This is a genomic window from Candidatus Arsenophonus triatominarum (genome assembly GCF_001640365.1).
Lineage (GTDB): Bacteria > Pseudomonadota > Gammaproteobacteria > Enterobacterales > Enterobacteriaceae > Arsenophonus > Arsenophonus triatominarum.
Genome location: NZ_LWMI01000011.1, coordinates 51,524 through 69,697 on the forward strand (window position 1 = coordinate 51,524; position 18,174 = coordinate 69,697).

Consider the following 18,174-nt stretch of genomic DNA (forward strand, 5'->3'; position numbering starts at 1 on the left):
AGTATTAACAAGCAATGACAAGTCGTCGCCATAGGCGACCATCTTGAAAACAAGAAAAAATTAGGATGTTTATATTTTGTCCGGTTATCCATGCATTAAAAATATCTATAAAACATTCTTACAAGTAAGCAGTGTAAGATACTCTGGTTTGGCGTTATCAGAAGTAAGCCCATCGCTTTTATCTCATGACACTATTAGTCGATGGCTAAAAAGTAGATGTTTTCGACCTAAAGACCTATGGCGATTAGTTCAACCTTCTATAGACAAAAAAAGCCCTTGCGTACTAATTGCCGATGATACATTGATTGCCAAAACACGTAGAGTCACGAGTTTCGCAATCTCCAAAAAAGTAGTATAAAGTTCAAAACAAGCACGAGTTTCGCACCAATAAAAAAACGCCCTATTTTTAAGTTTAATTCAGCATAATATATAAATAGAAAAAACCTTATAAATTAAAAGCAACTTATTGTAATTTAAATAAATTTATACGTTTTAGTAACTTGCAAATTAACCATTACTTTTAAGCCATTTCTGGAATTTTATATGTCTGTGCGAAACTCGTGTCAGAGTAGTTACCCAAACCCAACCATGAGAGCGAATTAATTTCAGATTATCCAGGCTAGAATACCAAGCATCCATCGCTACCGCTTCAGGCTTGATCCCTCTTTTTTTAGCAAGTGCGAGCATTTCGGAAAAATGCGTATTTTTTGTTTTTCCATCCGAATCTTTATCATAAATAACCTGAGTTCGGAATAAGAAATAAAGTGAAAGTCTTGCTATTCAAATAGTTGAATGCGCATATTTCGTTAAAATACTCTAACAATCTGGTTAAAGCGTAGAGCATTGTTAAACAATGATGGAAAATCTTACTGAACTTTATTGCCTGATGGATGATTTTTGTAAAGACTTGGAGCCAAAAATGCATGAAATTTTGCTGAATAACGGTAGTAAGCGTCGTAGACGGTCTACTCAGCTTTCATTGGCTGAAATGATGACACTGGTTGTTTTGTTTCATCAACTCCGATTCAGACAATTCAAGGTATTTTATCTCTATTATGTCCGTTTATATCTCAGGAAGGAATTTCCTAACTTGCCATCATATTCACGCTGCGTAGAGTTACTTCCGCGCAGTGCCTTAGCTTTAACGGCACTTTTTGAGTCAATTAAGGGAAAGTGCACAGGTCTGTCGGTTGCCGATTCTACTCCGATAGCTGTGTGTGATAACTTACGGATCCGCCGGCATAGAGTCTTCGATGGGATAGCTGAACGAGGAAAAACCTCAACAGGTTGGTTCTTTGGTTTCAAACTTCATGTAATTATCAATCATTTGGGGGAAATACTCAGTTTTCGACTTACACCAGGAAACACAGATGATCGGAAACCATTACCTGAGCTGATAAAAGATCTTTCTGGTTGTTTGTATGCGGATAAAGGGTATTTATCGGCTTCACTGAAACAGCAACTGAAAACAATGGGAATTAACCTTATAACGAATATCAAGAAGAAAATGAAGCCTATTGAACAGACTTGTTTCGACAAAGCCATCTTGCGTCATCGTTCTGTCATTGAAACGGTATTTGATGAGTTAAAAATCTTTGTCAGATAGCGCATACGCGGCACCGCTCTCCTGCTAACTTTGTAGTGAATTTATTAGCAGGGCGGGTTGCATATTGTTTAATTCCATCTAAACCAAAGATACCTGTGGCAGGAACATATCTTCAAGCATAATTGATAATGCTTATCCCGAACTCAGGTTAAATACGATAATCAATAGGAATTGATTCAACAGTTGTTAGATTATGCCAAAGTAAATTAACTAAACTATGCCAGCAATAACATCATGTTCGTTACCTGAATACTGATACACGAGTTTCGCACAGGCATATAAAATTCCAGAAATGGCTTAAAAGCAATGGTTAATTTGCAAGTTACTAAAACGTATAAATTTGTTTAAATTACAATAAGTTGCTTTTAATTTATAAGGTTTTTTCTATTTATATATTATGCTGAATTAAACTTAAAAATAGAGCGTTTTTTTATTGGTGCGAAATTCGTGTGATAATGAACCATCTCTATTTTTTTACTACGTATTTTGGCAATTAGTGTATCGTCAGCTATTAGTACACAAGGGCTTTTTTTGTCTATAGATGTTTCAACTAATCACCACAGGTCTTTAGGTCGAAAACACCTGCTTTTTAGCCATCGACTAATAGTGTCATGAGACAAAGGTGATGGGCTTACTTCTGATATAGCTAGGCGACTTAATTTTGATTACAAGGTGTGTTATGAGTTATACAATTGATTTTCGACGTAAAGTAATATCTGTAAGGAAAGCCGAAGGTTTAACAATTCGAGAAACTGCGAAACAATTCCGTATTGGAAAAGCGTCTTTAGTACGTTGGCTTAAACGACCAGAGCCAAAAAATTCAACGCCACGTAAGAGGAAGCTCGATAAAAATGCTTTAGCAAAAGATGTGGAACAGTATCCAGATGCTTACCAAAAGGAACGGGCAGAGCGATTCGGTGTTTGTAAAAAGACTATTTGGCAATCCCTTAAAAAGCTGGGATTAACCTATAAAAAAAAACTCTATTCCATCCAAAAACCAACGAAAGCGACAGGCTGGCACATCAGCAAAAAAGACAACAGTATGAAAAAAAAGATAAATCTGTTGTTTTTATTGATGAAAGTGGTTTTTCACATGACACTCCACGAACTCACGGCTATTCCCCAAAAGGTCACCGTTGTTTTGGCCTGAAAAACTGGGGTGCTAAGGGAAGAACAAATGTTATTGGCGCTTTATTGGGAACAACCCTTTTTGCTATCGGATTATTTGATTGCAATATTAACCGTGATGTTTTTTATGTTTGGATCACAAAAATATTGCTCCCAGAACTTCCTGAAAATTCTGTTATTTTTATGGACAACGCTAGCTTTCACAAAGGTAAGAATATTGAACAGGCAATTATAAACGCAGGACACCAGATAGAATATTTGCCTGTGTATTCACCAGATTTAAATCCTATAGAACATAAATGGTCTCAAGCTAAACGTAAAAAGATGGAAACAGGATGCACTATCGATGACCTGTTTTTAATACATATGCTGTAATCAAAATTAAGTCGCCTAGCTATAACGCCAAACCAGAGTATCTCACACTGCTTACTTGTAAGAATGTTTTATAGATATTTTTAATGCATGGATAACCGGACAAAATATAAACATCCTAGTTTTTTCTTGTTTTGAACTTTATACTTCTTTTTCGGAGCTTGCGAAACTCGTGATTGATCCGATCCAGCAAGAGATCGGCTTGAAACCCGAACCAAAGCTCAACCGTACGCATGGACTATCTAATCTAAATCAATATGATGCTAGAATTGCGGCGATTGAATATACATTAGAGCACGATGATGGTATATCACTAAAAAATCTCGATCAGGCTCAGGTTATTTTACCTGGGGTTTCGCGCTGTGGTAAAACACCCACCAGCCTTTATTTAGCGATGTAATTTGCCATCCAGGCTGCCAATTATCCTTTCACCGCAGACGATATGGATAATTTACAATTACCACTTGCATTAAAACCTTATATAAATAAACTTTTTGGTCTAACAATTAGCCCTGAGCGTCTAGCGGCTATTCGTGAAGAGCGCTATGAAAAAAGTCATTATGCTTCTTTGCATCAATGTCGGATAGAATTAACTGAGGTAGAAGCTTTATTTAGAAGACATAATATTAATTATTTAAATACAACTAATTACTCTGTCGAAGAGATTTCAGCCAAAATTATTGAAATATTTGGGCTAACTCGTCGTATATTTTAACAATTTAAAATTAGCTGAGAAACGCTCATTACTTTAACGATATCTTAAACAACCATTAGATCCAGTTTATTTTCAGTTATGGTAATGCTAGTTTATTTGCCAGAAAATCGACTATATTGAATTATATATGAGATAAATATGTATAAAACCGATGAGTTAAGAACTCAACCTATTGATAGCCTTATTACGCCTCAAGCGCTGGTGGATGAATTTCCGCTATCCAAAGAAATTACCGAAAATGTGACAACGTCACGAAAATCGATTGAGTCAATTTTAATTGGCCAAGATCAACGCCTATTGGCGGTCATTGGCCCCTGTTCTGTACATGATACCCAAGCGGCACTTGAATACGCCAAAATGCTGGCTAAATTGCGCGGCGAATATAAAGATTATCTTGAAATCGTGATGCGTACCTATTTTGAAAAACCACGTACGGTGATTGGCTGGAAAGGTTTAATTTCCGATCCTGACCTAAACAATTCCTGCCAAGTTAACAAAGGCCTGCGTTTAGCCCGTGAGCTACTAACAAATATTAATCAACTTGGACTACCGACGGCAACTGAATTTTTAGATATGATAACCGGTCAGTATGTAGCCGATCTTATTAGCTGGGGAGCCGTCGGTGCCAGAACCACTGAAAGCCAAATCCATCGACAAATGGCATCAGCGCTGTCATGTCCGGTTGGTTTCAAAAACGGTACCGACGGGGATATTAATATTGCTATCGATGCTATTCGTGCCGCACGTGCCAGCCATGTATTTTTATCGCCTGATAAGAATGGCCAAATGACTATTTATCAAACGAAAGGTAACCCTTATGGCCATATTATTATGCGGGGAGGAAAACGGCCTAATTATAGCGCTGAAGATATTGCCATAGCCTGCAGTCAGTTACGCAAATTGGGATTACCTGAACAATTGGTTATCGATTTTAGCCATGGTAATTGCCAAAAAATTCATCAACGACAAATAGATGTTGCTAAAAACATTGCTCAACAATTGCAAAAAGGCTCGAGGGCTATCGCCGGCATTATGGCAGAAAGTTTTCTAATAGAAGGTACCCAGCAAGTCACTGCCGGCAAGCCACTTACCTACGGTCAGTCTATTACCGACCCTTGCCTAGGCTGGCAGGACACTGAACAATTACTAACTATACTTGCTGAAGCGGTAAAACATCGATTTTAGGTCATCATAAAGGAGAATTTTTAATTAACTAAAATTTGCTATCAAGCCTGACAACAAAATTATACCCATTATGCGGACTACAGAGGATATTTTTAGATGCAAAAATCTCTCGTCATCGCTAAAAATAGTGAAACTGAATTAGCCATATTGCCTGCACTGGCAAATTGACATGGATTGATTACTGGTGCAACAGGAACAGGTAAAACTGTAACGCTACAAAAAATGGCGGAAAGTTTTTCTCAAATTGGGGTACCGGTTTTTATGGCTGATGTAAAAGGTGATCTTTCGGGTATTGGTGCAAAAGGTGTATTAACGCCTAAATTGCAATCACGCCTCGGAGCGCTTGGCGTAACAGACTGGCACCCTGCTGCTTGCCCTGTCACTTTCTGGGATGTTTTTGCAGAACTTGGGCACCCTGTGCGGGCAACCATCTCAGATATGGGACCATTGCTATTATCACGGCTAATGAATTTAAATGATGTGCAAAGTGGTGTATTACAACTTATTTTTAAAATTGCCGATGACAATGGCTTACTATTGCTGGACATGAAAGATCTACGTTCCACCATTCAATATGTTGGTAAAAATGCGAAACTCGTGGCATGAACAAATTGAACATCTGTGTGAGTCATTGAAATTAAATTCTGTTCCGACTTATTGGTCATCACTTGCCGAACAGTGCATCGCCCAAGACAAAAGCTACGGAGAGTTTTTACTGTCCCTATTAAAATGTGAGCAACAACAACGAAATGAACGAACTCGCAATCTCTTTAGTCGGATGGCGGGATTCCCAACGCACAAAGAACTTAGTACGTTCGATTTTAAGTTTGCAACGGGCGTTCCTAAGCAACAAATACAGGAATTAAGCGCATTAACATTTATTGAGCGTAATGAAAATGTAGTGTTGCTTGGCCCAAGCGGTGTAGGCAAAACGCATTTAGCTATTGGATTAGGATTAAAAGCAGTACAGGCCAAGAGGAAAACCCGCTTTACAACAGCGGCTGAACTGATGTTGCAACTCTCAACTGCAAACAACAAAATAAGCTCAAACAATATCTATCACGTTCGGTGATGGCACCGAAGTTGTTGATTATGGATGAGATTGGATACCTACCGTTTGGGCGAGAGGAAGCAAACCTATTTTTCAATGTGATTGCCAAGCGTTATGAGCATGGCAGCGTTATATTGACAGTAACTTATTTTTGGGCAATGGCCCAGTGCCTTTGCTGATGACGTAACATTAACCGCCGCTATGCTTGATCGTTTACTTCATCATTCGCATGTACTGCAATTGAGCGGTGAAAGCTATCGATTGAAAGAAGATTAAGCGGCGCTCAGAAGCAATAACCGAGTAAAACAGTGGATCAGTTTTGCATGATCGTTGACAAATCGCAGTAAGTGTAGTGCCCTCAGCTAAATCAAGATTTTTATTAATACCATTTTAGGTGTATTGACTATAGGTGATACTTCCAATGCATTTTATCAAGTTATTAATGCCAATATGAAAACTCGCTAGTTTTAATCATCTTATCAGCGACTTTTCTTTGGCAAGTAATGACCTGATAACCCGTACGTTTAGGTATTTGGTATTTCATGGGTAACTTCTCGGGCAGGTACCGCTCCACCATCAAATCGTGAACAAAAGGGTTTTAATTCAAATGGAGCATTAGGATCCCAATTTTGTTTGGTAATAAAATATTACCAGCCGGTGGTCCTATGTGGGGCCGTTAATGTCCAATGAAAGATATTTTCACCTGATACCACATTAACCTTAGTCCAACGAGTTGCCGTTTGCTCATCTAATTGTTTAAACACCCCCACACCAGCACTGGCTATTTTGCCATCAGCTGACCCTCTTTGTGGGAAACCTTTACGACCTTCAACTGATTGCGGTTCATACTGAATTTTTGCATTAATTTTTAAATAAAATATTTAATTATTTTCTTATAGCTAGGCGACTTAATTTTGATTACAAGGTGTGTTATGAGTTATACAATTGATTTTCGACGTAAAGTAATATCTGTAAGGAAAGCCGAAGGTTTAACAATTCGAGAAACTGCGAAACAATTCCGTATTGGAAAAGCGTCTTTAGTACGTTGGCTTAAACGACCAGAGCCAAAAAATTCAACGCCACGTAAGAGGAAGCTCGATAAAAATGCTTTAGCAAAAGATGTGGAACAGTATCCAGATGCTTACCAAAAGGAACGGGCAGAGCGATTCGGTGTTTGTAAAAAGACTATTTGGCAATCCCTTAAAAAGCTGGGATTAACCTATAAAAAAAACTCTATTCCATCCAAAAACCAACGAAAGCGACAGGCTGGCACATCAGCAAAAAAGACAACAGTATGAAAAAAAAGATAAATCTGTTGTTTTTATTGATGAAAGTGGTTTTTCACATGACACTCCACGAACTCACGGCTATTCCCCAAAAGGTCACCGTTGTTTTGGCCTGAAAAACTGGGGTGCTAAGGGAAGAACAAATGTTATTGGCGCTTTATTGGGAACAACCCTTTTTGCTATCGGATTATTTGATTGCAATATTAATCGTGATGTTTTTTATGTTTGGATCACAAAAATATTGCTCCCAGAACTTCCTGAAAATTCTGTTATTTTTATGGACAACGCTAGCTTTCACAAAGGTAAGAATATTGAACAGGCAATTATAAACGCAGGACACCAGATAGAATATTTGCCTGTGTATTCACCAGATTTAAATCCTATAGAACATAAATGGTCTCAAGCTAAACGTAAAAAGATGGAAACAGGATGCACTATCGATGACCTGTTTTTAATACATATGCTGTAATCAAAATTAAGTCGCCTAGCTATATTAAAATAACAATATAACTCTCAGTAACAAAAAACCCAGTAAAAGTTTTTTACTGGGTTGTTAATATAAAATTATTTTGGCAATCGGCGTTTTTATTCCCACTCAATCGTCGTTGGTGGTTTGCCGCTAATATCGTAAACTACCCTAGAAATACCGGCCACTTCATTGATGATCCTATTTGACACCCTGCCAAGAAAATCATAGGGCAAATGGGCCCAATGGGCGGTCATGAAATCAATAGTTTCAACCGCGCGCAATGACACAACCCAGTCATATTTTCGGCTATCTCCCATTACGCCAACAGAGCGTACCGGCAGGAAAACAGTGAAAGCTTGGCTGACTTTATGATAAAGATCGGCTTTATGTAATTCTTCGATGAAAATGGCATCTGCCTGACGTAACAGATCACAATAGGCTTTCTTCACCTCACCTAGTACCCGCACACCTAAGCCTGGACCAGGAAATGGGTGACGGTATAACATGTCATAAGGAAGTCCTAACTCCAGGCCTACTTTACGCACCTCATCTTTAAATAACTCTTTTAATGGCTCAACTAATCCCAGTTTTATTTCTGCTGGTAAGCCACCCACATTATGGTGAGATTTAATGACATGCGCTTTGCCGGTTGCTGAAGCGGCAGATTCGATTACGTCCGGATAAATAGTACCCTGAGCCAACCACTTTACTTGCGTTTGTTTAGCCGCTTGTTCGTCAAATACTTCAATAAAAACGCGGCCGATCGCTTTACGCTTTAATTCTGGCTCATCAATCCCTACCAATGCGCTAAGAAAGCGCTCTTCTGCGGCCACATGAATAATATTAAGATCAAATTTACCGGCAAACATGGCCATAACTTGCTGCGCTTCATTTAAGCGTAACAAACCATTATCAACAAACACACAAGTGAGCTGCTTACCAATAGCACGATTGAGTAATAACGCAGTAACCGATGAATCAACACCGCCTGATAATGCCAGAATAACCTGATCATCACCAATCTGTGCCTTCAAGCGCTGTACCGTATCTTCAACAATCGCCGCCGCCGTCCAACGAGCTTCACAGAGGCAAATATCTAATACAAAACGCTGTAGAATAGCTGCTCCTTGATGAGTATGAGTCACTTCAGGATGAAACTGAACACCATAGAAACGTTTTTCTTCATTAGCCATAATGGCAAATGGGCAGCTATCGGTACTGGCGATAACTTTAAAATCAGCTGGAATTGCCGTCACTTTATCGCCATGACTCATCCAGACATCAAGCAGTGGTTTACCATCTGCACCTAAGCTGTCATAAATATCGCGAAATAGTTCACAGGATTGTTGAATGGACACCTGGGCATAACCAAACTCTCGCTCGCCAGACACCTCAACTTGCCCACCTAATTGGATGGACATCGTTTGCATGCCATAACAAATACCTAATACCGGAACGCCAGCCTGAAAAACATATTCCGGTGCACGTGGGCTATTTAGTTCGGTGGTACTCTCCGGCCCGCCAGAAAGAATAATTCCATTGGGATTAAATTCACGGATCTGTGCCTCGGAAACATCCCAAGCCCAAAGTTCACAATAAACGCCAATTTCACGAATACGACGAGCAATTAATTGCGTGTATTGTGAACCAAAATCGAGGATCAAAATTCGGTATTGATGAATGTCAGTTGTCATCTAAAGATAATTCCAAAACAAATAATAATTTGACGGTTTATAGCAAAAACCGCTAATAAAATAATTAACCTAAACGATAATTAGGTGATTCTTTGGTGATGGTAACATCATGTACATGACTCTCTTGGATACCAGCACCACTAATTCGCACAAATTCTGCTTTGCTTCTTAATTCATCAATAGTGGCACAACCGGTCAATCCCATACAAGAACGAAGCCCGCCCATTTGCTGATGAACAATATTCTTCAAAAATCCTTTATAAGCAACTCGTCCTTCGATGCCTTCAGGTACCAATTTATCTGCAGCATTATCGGTTTGGAAGTAACGATCGGAAGAGCCTTTCGACATTGCACCTAATGATCCCATTCCTCGGTAGGCTTTATAAGAGCGTCCTTGAAACAAGATAGTTTCACCGGGTGACTCCTCAGTACCGGCAAGCATTGAGCCAACCATAACGCAAGAGGCGCCGGCAGCCAGTGCTTTAGCAATATCACCCGAGAAGCGAATACCGCCATCGGCAATTATCGGTATATTCATGCCTCTCAGTGCCTCAACGGCATCGGCAATAGCAGTGATCTGAGGTACACCAACACCAGTGACAATTCGCGTTGTACAGATAGAACCCGGGCCAATACCGACTTTTACCGCACTGGCACCTGCTTGAACCAAAGCTTTAGCCCCTTCGCCGGTGGCAACATTACCACCAATAATCGGCAAATCAGGATATTTTGCTCTCGTTTCACTAATACGTTGTAAAACCCCTTGTGAATGTCCATGGGAAGAGTCAATTAACAACACATCAACACCGGCCGCCACTAATGCCTCAATACGTTGTTCATTATTCGCGCCAGCGCCAACCGCTGCGCCTACTCGCAAGCGACCTTGCTCATCTTTACATGCATTGGGCTTGCGTTCAGCTTTCTGAAAATCTTTTACTGTGATCATACCAAATAGGTGAAAGTTATCATCAACCACCAAGGCTTTTTCAATACGTCTTTCATGCAATTTTTGCAAAACCACATCACGGGATTCACCCTCTTTGACCGTGACCAAATGGGGTTTAGCTGTCATAACCGCCGTAACCGGCTGATCCAAATCCGTCACAAAACGGATATCACGGCCAGTAATGATACCAACCAATTCTTTATTATTATTAACCACAGGATAACCAGCAAAACCATTACGCTCAGCCATTTCATAGACTTCGCGAATTGTGGTTTCGGGTGTGACGGTAACCGGATCGATAACGATGCCACTTTCGTACTTTTTAACGCGGCGAACTTCTTCTGCCTGACGCTCAATTGGCATATTTTTATGAATAAAACCAATTCCGCCCTCTTGGGCTAATGCGATAGCTAAATCTGATTCAGTCACGGTATCCATGGCGGCAGAAAGCATAGGAATATTTAAACGGATCGAGGCAGTTAATTGAGTTGATAAATCAGCAGTATTAGGCAATACATCTGAGTGTGCAGGAACTAACAATACATCATCGAATGTTAGTGCTTCTTTCTTAATACGTAGCATAAGCAATATATCTCACCAGGCAGGATTTGGAAAAAGATAAAATATTGCGGCGACATTGTACATGACGAAATTTATTGACTCCAGTACTTTTCTCACTAAAATTCATTTTTTGCTGACAAAACGCATAATATTATGATCAAATTTAGATTTTTGCTTGTAAATAATTTATTTATTAATCGAGTTATTTAATTAATTTTAAAGCAAATAAATATTACATGAATTAGGTATATTGCTTAATTTATTCTGGTTAACCCGTCACTTTTTAAAATTGATTACTTCCTTACAATATGGTTAAAGTTAACGGCTTAAACGTAGGAAAGTTATGTTCTCCATCAATAAAATAAACTTTAATCCATTACCTAATTATCAATCCGATACACAAAGAGCTTCTCCCCCACTTTCGACTATGGAAAAACAACATATTCATTTCCTGGATTCACTCTATGCTAATGAAAATATTACACGAGTTTCGCACAGGCATATAAAATTCCAGAAATGGCTTAAAAGCAATGGTTAATTTGCAAGTTACTAAAACGTATAAATTTTTTAAATTACAATAAGTTGCTTTTAATTTATAAGATTTTGTCTATTTATATATTATGCTGAATTAAACTTAAAAATAGAGCGTTTTTTTATTGGTGCGAAACTCGTGGAAATATGCGTTCAACGGTAGTGTTCAAAAATCTGTGTCATATCTTAAACTCAAAAAAAGAGGTATGACATATGAGAAATCAATCAGTTAATTTTGATGAATCGTTGAAGCAATTACAATCAGGTAAAAATTTACTCGGTACGGATGGAATACTCACACCACTCATAAAACAGCTGACCGAAGCTGCCCTGCAGGCAGAAATAGAACACTACCTATCGACAACGTCAATCGATATGCGTAAAAATGGCTATACTCTAAAAACGGTTAAATCGACATCAGGTCAATTTGAACTGAAAACGCCCAGAGACAGGTCAGGTGCTTTTGAGCCTCAGCTCATTTAAGAAAAATCAGACAAAATTATCAGAGGATATTGATAACAAAATCCTATCGTTATTTGCATTAGGCATGAGTTATCGTGATATTCAAAAACATGTTGCAGAATTATATGGACTGGAAATATCAGATGGAGCTATTACGCATATTACTGATAAATTACTCCCTGAATTAAAAGCCTGGCAACAACACCCTCTGGAGGCGCTCTATCCTTTTGTCTGGCTCGATGCCATTCATTACAAGATAAAACATGACGGTCACTATATCAATAAGGCAATCTACACAGTACTTGGACTAACCACCGATGGGCATAAGGAATTGTTAGGACTCTATATGTCTGAAACAGAAGGAGCACATAATTGGCTGAGCGTTCTGACTGACTTACATAACCGTGGTATACAAGATATTTTAATCGCTTGTGTTGACGGATTAAAAGGATTTTCAGAAGCGATAGCCAGTATTTTCCCGCAGACAGAAGTTCAGCTATGTGTAGTTCATCAAATTCGCAATAGCTTACGTTATATTGCCAGTGAAGACCAAAAAGCCTTTATGGCTGATTTAAAGCCGGTTTATCGTGCAGATACTAAAGCGGCTGCTGAGCTTGCCCTTGATGAACTGGAAACGAAATGGGGTGAAAAATACCCGATAGTGCTAGAATCCTGGCGAAGTAAATGGGAGTTGCTCAGTACTTATTTTCGATACCCTAAAGCCATTAGAAAACCCATTTATACGACCAATGCAGTAGAGGCGGTTCATCGGCAGTTTAGGAAATTAACTAAAACCAAAGGGGCTTTTCCTAATGAAAACAACTTATTAAAATTACTCTATATTGGCATCAATCAGGTATCCAACAAATGGACTATGCCGATTAGTAACTGTGCGTTAACCATTGCTCAATTGTCCATCTATTTTAAAGGGCGCCTAGATGGTATAATCAAAATATAAAATCCCCTGACACAGAATTATGAACACCCTCTTGATGAAACAAAACAACCAGTGTCATCATTTCAGCCAATGAAAGCTGAGTAGACCGTCTACGACGCTTACTACCGTTATTCAGCAAAATTTCATGCATTTTTGGCTCGAAGTCTTTACAAAAATCATCCATCAGGCAATAAAGTTCAGTAAGATTTTCCATCATTGTTTAACAATGCTCTACGCTTTAACCAGATTGTTAGAGTATTTTAACGAAATACACGCATTCAACTATTTGAATAGCAAGACTTTCACTTTATTTCTTATCCCGAACTCAGGTTAAACTAGCCTGTCAGGTCGTTTCAGAATACGGCTTGCCAAGACATGTGGTGAGTGTGGCTGATTCATCGACACAGGAGGTTGTTATTACAAATAACCTGAGTTCGGGATAAGGATCCTAATTTTTTATCACATATTCAAATAGTTAATTTAAAATAATTACATAAAACAGTATTAATTTTGTTTTTTTCACGATTTTAGTAGAGAAAAATAGCTTCTTTTTTAACCTGCTATCACTAAGAATTTTCCTTCTTTTTTATCTTATTGATTTTAAAATATTTTTTGATAATATCGGCTATTTTTATTTTCTCGCAACTATCGCTTATCCCGAACTCAGGTTACAAATATATCAGGTGAAGAGATACGGAAGCTGATTGACATGTTAGAACATTTGAGATTGCCAAAAAAAGAAGCTCCAGAGCTAAAAAACAATGGAGCTCTTTTGAGAATTGTAATGAGCTTTGTGTTTTATGAAGAAAGTTTAGTATTCAAGGAGAATGGGAAACGACCAATTTCCCTTTTTTTCTTTCAATTTCAGCGAGGTCATTATTCCAAAAAATCGCCGATTTTACCAGTCAAATATCCATAAAAACATTATTCGAGACAGAGTTAATCACTCTTTCACGGAATTAGTCGCCAAGAAGCTCAAAGCCGCATTTGAAGATGCGAAATTAAGACTTAAATATCGTAAAGAATTAATCAGAGGTAATCAGTATGAGTAGAATATCAACAAATTGGGTATGGAAAATTAATTTAAAAGCTTCTCAGAAGTTGTTATTACTGGCTCTTGCTGACAGAGCAGATGAAAATCATTGTTGCTATCCCAGTATTCAGAGACTGTCAAATGATCACGAGTTTCGCACCAATAAAAAAACGCTCTATTTTTAAGTTTAATTCAGCATAATATATAAATAGACAAAATCTTATAAATTAAAAGCAACTTATTATAATTTAAACAAATTTATACGTTTTGGTAACTTGCAAATTAACCATTGCTTTTAAGCCATTTCTGGAATTTTATATGCCTGTGCGAAATTCGTGGATGAGTGCGTTGGTTATTATATTCCGCTAACCATTTATCTAAATCAGCTTGTAATTCATCTAAAGCCCTATAGATTTTCTTACAAAAAGCCACCTGATAGAACTCTTGTAATACAGTTTTATGAAAGCGTTCACAAATCCCATTAGTTTGAGGTGAACGAGCTTTAGTTTTTGTATGATCAATATCATTGATAGCGAGATAAAATTGATAATCGTGATGTTCAACTTTACCACAATACTCACTGCCTCTGTCCGTCAGTATACGTAACACCGATAACCCATGCTGGGAATAAAAAGGGAGAACCTTGTCATTTAATAAATCTGCCGCCGTTATCGCGCTTTTTGTTGTGTAAAACTTACAATGAACGATTTACTGTAAGTATCAATGTAAGTTTGTTGATAAACACGACCAACGCCTTTTAAATGACCGACATATATGTATTAGTCTTAACTTAATCTGACGATTCTGATTTAAAAAAGAGCGTTACCGGTTTTAATTAACATCATTAGATAATTAAATAAAAGGTAATTCTATGTATCAAACAAATAATCCTATCATCAAACATAAAGTCGGGTTACTTAACCTCGCTGAAGAGCTTAATAACGTCTCAAAAGCCTGTAAGATTATGGGGGTTTTATCGCTACCAGGAATTTGTTAACGATGGTGGGATAGACGCTTTAATTAATCAAAATCGACGGGTGCCTAACGTAAAAAATAGAATAGATGAACAGATTGAAATCGCTGTAGTTGAGTATGCGATTGAATACCCTGCGCACGATCAACACCGCAGTAGTAATGAACTAAGAAAAAAAGGCATTTTTGTTTCGGGGAGTGGCGTTCGCTCTATTTGGCTGCGCCATAATCTCGATAATTTTACAAAACGCCTAAAAGCGCTTGAAGATAAAATCGCAACAGAAGGAATTATCCTGTCAGAATCACAAATCAGTGCTCTAGAAAAGAAAGCGCAAGATGATGAAGCCTGTGGTGAGATTGAAACAGCGCATCCAGGTTATCTGGGTTCACAAGATACTTTTTATGTCGGTCATTTAAAAGGCGTTGGTCGTGTTTATCAACAAACTTACATTGATACTTACAGTAAATCGTTCATTGTAAGTTTTACACAACAAAAAGCGCGATAACGGCGGCAGATTTATTAAATGACAAGGTTCTCCCTTTTTATTCCCAGCATGGGTTATCGGTGTTACGTATACTGACGGACAGAGGCAGTGAGTATTGTGGTAAAGTTGAACATCACGATTATCAACTTTATCTCGCTATCAATGATATTGATCACACAAAAACTAAAGCTCGTTCACCTCAAACTAATGGGATTTGTGAACGCTTTCATAAAACTGTATTACAAGAGTTCTATCAGGTGGCTTTTCGTAAGAAAATCTATAGGGCTTTAGATGAATTACAAGCTGATTTAGATAAATGGTTAGCGGAATATAATAACCAACGCACTCATCAAGGAAAAATGTGTTGCGGTCGAACTCCTATGGCAACTTTACACGATGGAAAACAACTTTGGAGAGAGAAAGATTTAAATCAAATTTAACCTGACAGGTACTGTATAAATAACCGGCAACTGTCAGATCAAGTCTAAGCTACTACATCCAGCTCAGGTTTGAAGTTTATCCACCAACTCAACATTATCTGTAGCGAACGAGCATTAGAGCGCCAATATGTCAACGTATCTTCCAATAAAGATTGCCCGTTATTAGGTAAATTCATGAGTAGCTCGATTTGAGAGGCGGCGCCTTCTAGTTCAATGATCGGTTTCTGCTGTTGCTGTGCAACTTGCAGCAGTTGATAATCTATTCCGTATTGAGGAAATAATCCTAGGCTATATGCGCTTGATTGGCTTGTAAGAACAACGCAATTTGCCAGGCAGCAAGGCCATCTAATTGTTCATAGTGCAATTTGATTTCTTGGCAATAATGTTTAAATTTCAGATATAGTGAAGGTGAAAGCCGTTGTTTGACCGGAGGGCAAGGGATATCAGGATTGTTAGTTAAGGGAGGCACGGTATCAGTAATGTCGGCTTCAACAATCAAAGCATCGGATTGATTGAGTTTGTTTATTAGAGTTTGAGGTAGCGGGAACATATTTTTGCTGGCCATATGAATGCTACCAACGAGATGCAGATGAATATTTCCGGCCAGGCTAACATCATAAGCAGGATAAGGATAATGTTTAGTCTTATTGACAATCAAATATTTTTTTAGCCTAGATAATACAGGCTCTACCATTCTTCATTTCCCCTTAACACAAAAATTGCTCATTGCCAGTTAATAGGTTAGCTGTTTTTAATCATCGAGTACAAGATTTTCTATGCTTTCACGAGTTTCGCAATCTCCAAAAAAGAAGTATAAATTTAAAAACAAGAAAAAATTAGGATGTTCATATTTTGTCCGGTTATCCATGCATAAAAATATCTACACGAGTTTCGCACAGGCATATAAAATTCCAGAAATGGCTTAAAAGCAATGGTTAATTTGCAAGTTACTAAAACGTATAAATTTGTTTAAATTACAATAATTTACTTTTAATTTATAAGATTTTGTCTATTTATATATTATGCTGAATTAAACTTAAAAATAGAGCGTTTTTTTATTGGTGCGAAACTCGTGATCTATAAAACATTCTTACAAGTAAGCTGTGTAAGATACTCTGGTTTGGCGTTATCAGAAGTAAGCCCATCGCCTTTATCTCATGACACTGTTAGCCGATGGCTAAAAAGTAGATGTTTTCGACCTAAAGACCTATGGCGATTAGTTCAACCTTCTATAGACAAAAAAAGCCCTTGCGTACTAATTGCCGATGATACATTGATTGCCAAAACACGTAGTAAAAAAATAAAGATGGTCCATTATCAATATTCAGGTAATGAACATGATGTTATTGCTGGCATAGGTTTAGTTAATTTACGTTGGCATAATCTAACAACTGTTGAATCAATTCCTATTGATCATCGTATTTATGATAAAGATTCTGATGGAAAAACAAAAAACACGCACTTTTCCGAAATGCTCGCTCTTTCTAAAAAAAGAAGGATCATACCAGAAGCGGTAGTGATGGATGCCTGGTATTCTAGCCTGGATAATCTGAAATCAATTCGCTCTCATGGTTGGGTCAGGGTAACCACGCTGAGGAAAAACAGGATTGTCAACCATAACAAACAACTGAACAAGTTAGACATCTCAGAAGAAGGAACTCCAATACACTTACGAGGCTACGGTTGGGTGACTGTTTTCAAATTTACAGCCAAAAACGGCCGTATTGATTATATAGTAACAAACAAAGACAATCCCACCCGTCAATACGTCAAATCTATCATGGATGCCCGTTGGTCTGTTGAAGTTTATCATCGAGAAGTTAAACAAAATTGTGGTATTGAACGCTGTCAGGCTCGCACGAGCCGAGCGCAAAGAAATCATATTTTTCTCGCTATTTCTGCGTGGTTTGAACAACATAAACGTCGTATATCTGAAAAAATAACCCTTTATCAACAAAATTGGGACGTAATCAAAAATGCTATTACTGAGCACATCCGTGTTTTATTAGCGTACCCAAATTAGTTTTGTGCGAAACTCGTGGCTTTATAAAAAACGGTAACTGAGTTTTAGTCACCGTTTTGTTAACTGGTGGATGAATAATTTATTACTCACGAGTTTCGCACAGGCATATAAAATTCCAGAAATGGCTTAAAAGCAATGATTAATTTGCAAGTTACTAAAACGTATAAATTTGTTTAAATTACAATAAGTTGCTTTTAATTTATAAGATTTTGTCTTTTATATATTATGCTGAATTAAACTTAAAAATAGAGCGTTTTTTTATTGGTGCGAAACTCGTG

10 protein-coding genes and 13 pseudogenes are annotated in these 18,174 nt (G+C 37.9%); 15 read left to right on the forward strand and 8 right to left on the reverse strand.

All coding sequences use genetic code 11. From position 1 onward, the window contains the following. Window positions 1-76: 76 nt before the first annotated feature. Window positions 77-319, forward strand: a pseudogene (locus AYJ55_RS28735) (IS701 family transposase); the annotation flags it as partial. A gap of 239 nt (window positions 320-558) precedes the next feature. Here the strand turns inward: AYJ55_RS28735 and AYJ55_RS30695 are convergent. Beyond that, window positions 559-738, reverse strand: a pseudogene (locus AYJ55_RS30695) (IS701 family transposase); the annotation flags it as partial. 118 nt (window positions 739-856) lie between these two features. Here AYJ55_RS30695 and AYJ55_RS11015 point away from each other — a divergent pair. After that, window positions 857-1,728 (forward strand): annotated as a pseudogene (locus tag AYJ55_RS11015) (IS982 family transposase). A 330-nt stretch (window positions 1,729-2,058) separates the two neighbouring features. Here the strand turns inward: AYJ55_RS11015 and AYJ55_RS35910 are convergent. Next, a pseudogene (locus tag AYJ55_RS35910) lies at window positions 2,059-2,256 on the reverse strand (IS701 family transposase); the annotation flags it as partial. A 29-nt stretch (window positions 2,257-2,285) separates the two neighbouring features. On the opposite strand from AYJ55_RS35910, the pseudogene AYJ55_RS33050 reads away from it, so the two are divergent. From AYJ55_RS33050 to istB, 6 genes and pseudogenes are all read left to right on the forward strand, one after another. Continuing rightward, window positions 2,286-2,603 (forward strand): annotated as a pseudogene (locus AYJ55_RS33050) (IS630 transposase-related protein); the annotation flags it as partial. A 17-nt stretch (window positions 2,604-2,620) separates the two neighbouring features. Further along, window positions 2,621-3,109, forward strand: a complete 489-nt coding sequence (locus tag AYJ55_RS25860) for an IS630 family transposase (RefSeq protein ID WP_063653499.1) — start codon at window positions 2,621-2,623, stop codon at window positions 3,107-3,109. A gap of 106 nt (window positions 3,110-3,215) precedes the next feature. Further along, window positions 3,216-3,821: pseudogene (locus AYJ55_RS11025) on the forward strand (kinase/pyrophosphorylase). Window positions 3,822-3,959: 138 nt separating this feature from the next. Continuing rightward, window positions 3,960-5,006: a 3-deoxy-7-phosphoheptulonate synthase gene (locus AYJ55_RS11030; RefSeq protein WP_063656377.1), complete on the forward strand. Its 1,047-nt coding sequence runs from the start codon at window positions 3,960-3,962 to the stop codon at window positions 5,004-5,006. Between the two features lie 174 nt (window positions 5,007-5,180). Then, a pseudogene (locus AYJ55_RS11035) lies at window positions 5,181-5,600 on the forward strand (helicase HerA-like domain-containing protein); the annotation flags it as partial. Beyond that, window positions 5,593-6,333: pseudogene (gene istB / locus AYJ55_RS11040) on the forward strand (IS21-like element helper ATPase IstB). The pseudogenes AYJ55_RS11035 and istB, both read left to right, overlap by 8 nt. Window positions 6,334-6,704: 371 nt before the next feature. Here istB and AYJ55_RS36650 read toward each other — a convergent pair. Then, complete coding sequence (locus AYJ55_RS36650) at window positions 6,705-6,938, reverse strand: lytic polysaccharide monooxygenase (RefSeq protein ID WP_187153239.1); 234 nt, start codon at window positions 6,936-6,938, stop codon at window positions 6,705-6,707. 51 nt (window positions 6,939-6,989) lie between these two features. Here AYJ55_RS36650 and AYJ55_RS11045 point away from each other — a divergent pair, with 51 nt between their 5' ends. After that, the gene (locus AYJ55_RS11045) at window positions 6,990-7,355 is read left to right on the forward strand and encodes an IS630 transposase-related protein (protein WP_063653415.1); all 366 of its coding nucleotides are present in this window, start codon (window positions 6,990-6,992) and stop codon (window positions 7,353-7,355) included. Continuing rightward, window positions 7,324-7,812, forward strand: a complete 489-nt coding sequence (locus AYJ55_RS11050; RefSeq protein WP_063653499.1) for an IS630 family transposase — start codon at window positions 7,324-7,326, stop codon at window positions 7,810-7,812. The genes AYJ55_RS11045 and AYJ55_RS11050 overlap by 32 nt, the downstream gene beginning before the upstream one ends. Window positions 7,813-7,928: 116 nt before the next feature. Here AYJ55_RS11050 and guaA read toward each other — a convergent pair whose 3' ends face one another. Continuing rightward, window positions 7,929-9,506: a glutamine-hydrolyzing GMP synthase gene (guaA, locus tag AYJ55_RS11055; protein WP_063656379.1), complete on the reverse strand. Its 1,578-nt coding sequence runs from the start codon at window positions 9,504-9,506 to the stop codon at window positions 7,929-7,931. A gap of 64 nt (window positions 9,507-9,570) precedes the next feature. Continuing rightward, window positions 9,571-11,034, reverse strand: a complete 1,464-nt coding sequence (gene guaB / locus AYJ55_RS11060; RefSeq protein ID WP_063656494.1) for an IMP dehydrogenase — start codon at window positions 11,032-11,034, stop codon at window positions 9,571-9,573. A gap of 723 nt (window positions 11,035-11,757) precedes the next feature. Between guaB and AYJ55_RS11065 the strand changes: the two are divergent. Further along, window positions 11,758-12,964, forward strand: a pseudogene (locus AYJ55_RS11065) (IS256 family transposase). Between the two features lie 31 nt (window positions 12,965-12,995). Here AYJ55_RS11065 and AYJ55_RS11070 read toward each other — a convergent pair. Then, window positions 12,996-13,157, reverse strand: a pseudogene (locus AYJ55_RS11070) (IS982 family transposase); the annotation flags it as partial. 513 nt (window positions 13,158-13,670) lie between these two features. On the opposite strand from AYJ55_RS11070, the gene AYJ55_RS30700 reads away from it, so the two are divergent. Together AYJ55_RS30700 and AYJ55_RS30705 are read left to right on the forward strand one after the other, a co-directional pair. Further along, a complete protein-coding gene (locus AYJ55_RS30700; RefSeq protein WP_187153231.1) occupies window positions 13,671-13,862 on the forward strand; it encodes a hypothetical protein in 192 nt (63 codons plus the stop codon). Window positions 13,863-13,987: 125 nt separating this feature from the next. Further along, window positions 13,988-14,161 carry a helix-turn-helix domain-containing protein gene (locus AYJ55_RS30705; RefSeq protein WP_187153232.1) on the forward strand — a complete coding sequence of 58 codons (174 nt, stop codon included), beginning with the start codon at window positions 13,988-13,990 and terminating at the stop codon, window positions 14,159-14,161. A 154-nt stretch (window positions 14,162-14,315) separates the two neighbouring features. Here AYJ55_RS30705 and AYJ55_RS11080 read toward each other — a convergent pair. Beyond that, window positions 14,316-14,749: pseudogene (locus tag AYJ55_RS11080) on the reverse strand (integrase core domain-containing protein); the annotation flags it as partial. A 98-nt stretch (window positions 14,750-14,847) separates the two neighbouring features. On the opposite strand from AYJ55_RS11080, the pseudogene AYJ55_RS11085 reads away from it, so the two are divergent. Continuing rightward, window positions 14,848-15,873, forward strand: a pseudogene (locus tag AYJ55_RS11085) (IS481 family transposase). A 44-nt stretch (window positions 15,874-15,917) separates the two neighbouring features. On the opposite strand, the pseudogene AYJ55_RS35915 reads toward AYJ55_RS11085, so the two are convergent. After that, window positions 15,918-16,567: pseudogene (locus tag AYJ55_RS35915) on the reverse strand (TraB/GumN family protein). Between the two features lie 378 nt (window positions 16,568-16,945). On the opposite strand from AYJ55_RS35915, the gene AYJ55_RS11095 reads away from it, so the two are divergent. Beyond that, the gene (locus AYJ55_RS11095; RefSeq protein WP_222703481.1) at window positions 16,946-17,896 is read left to right on the forward strand and encodes an IS701 family transposase; all 951 of its coding nucleotides are present in this window, start codon (window positions 16,946-16,948) and stop codon (window positions 17,894-17,896) included. The last annotated feature ends 278 nt before the right edge of the window (window positions 17,897-18,174 follow it).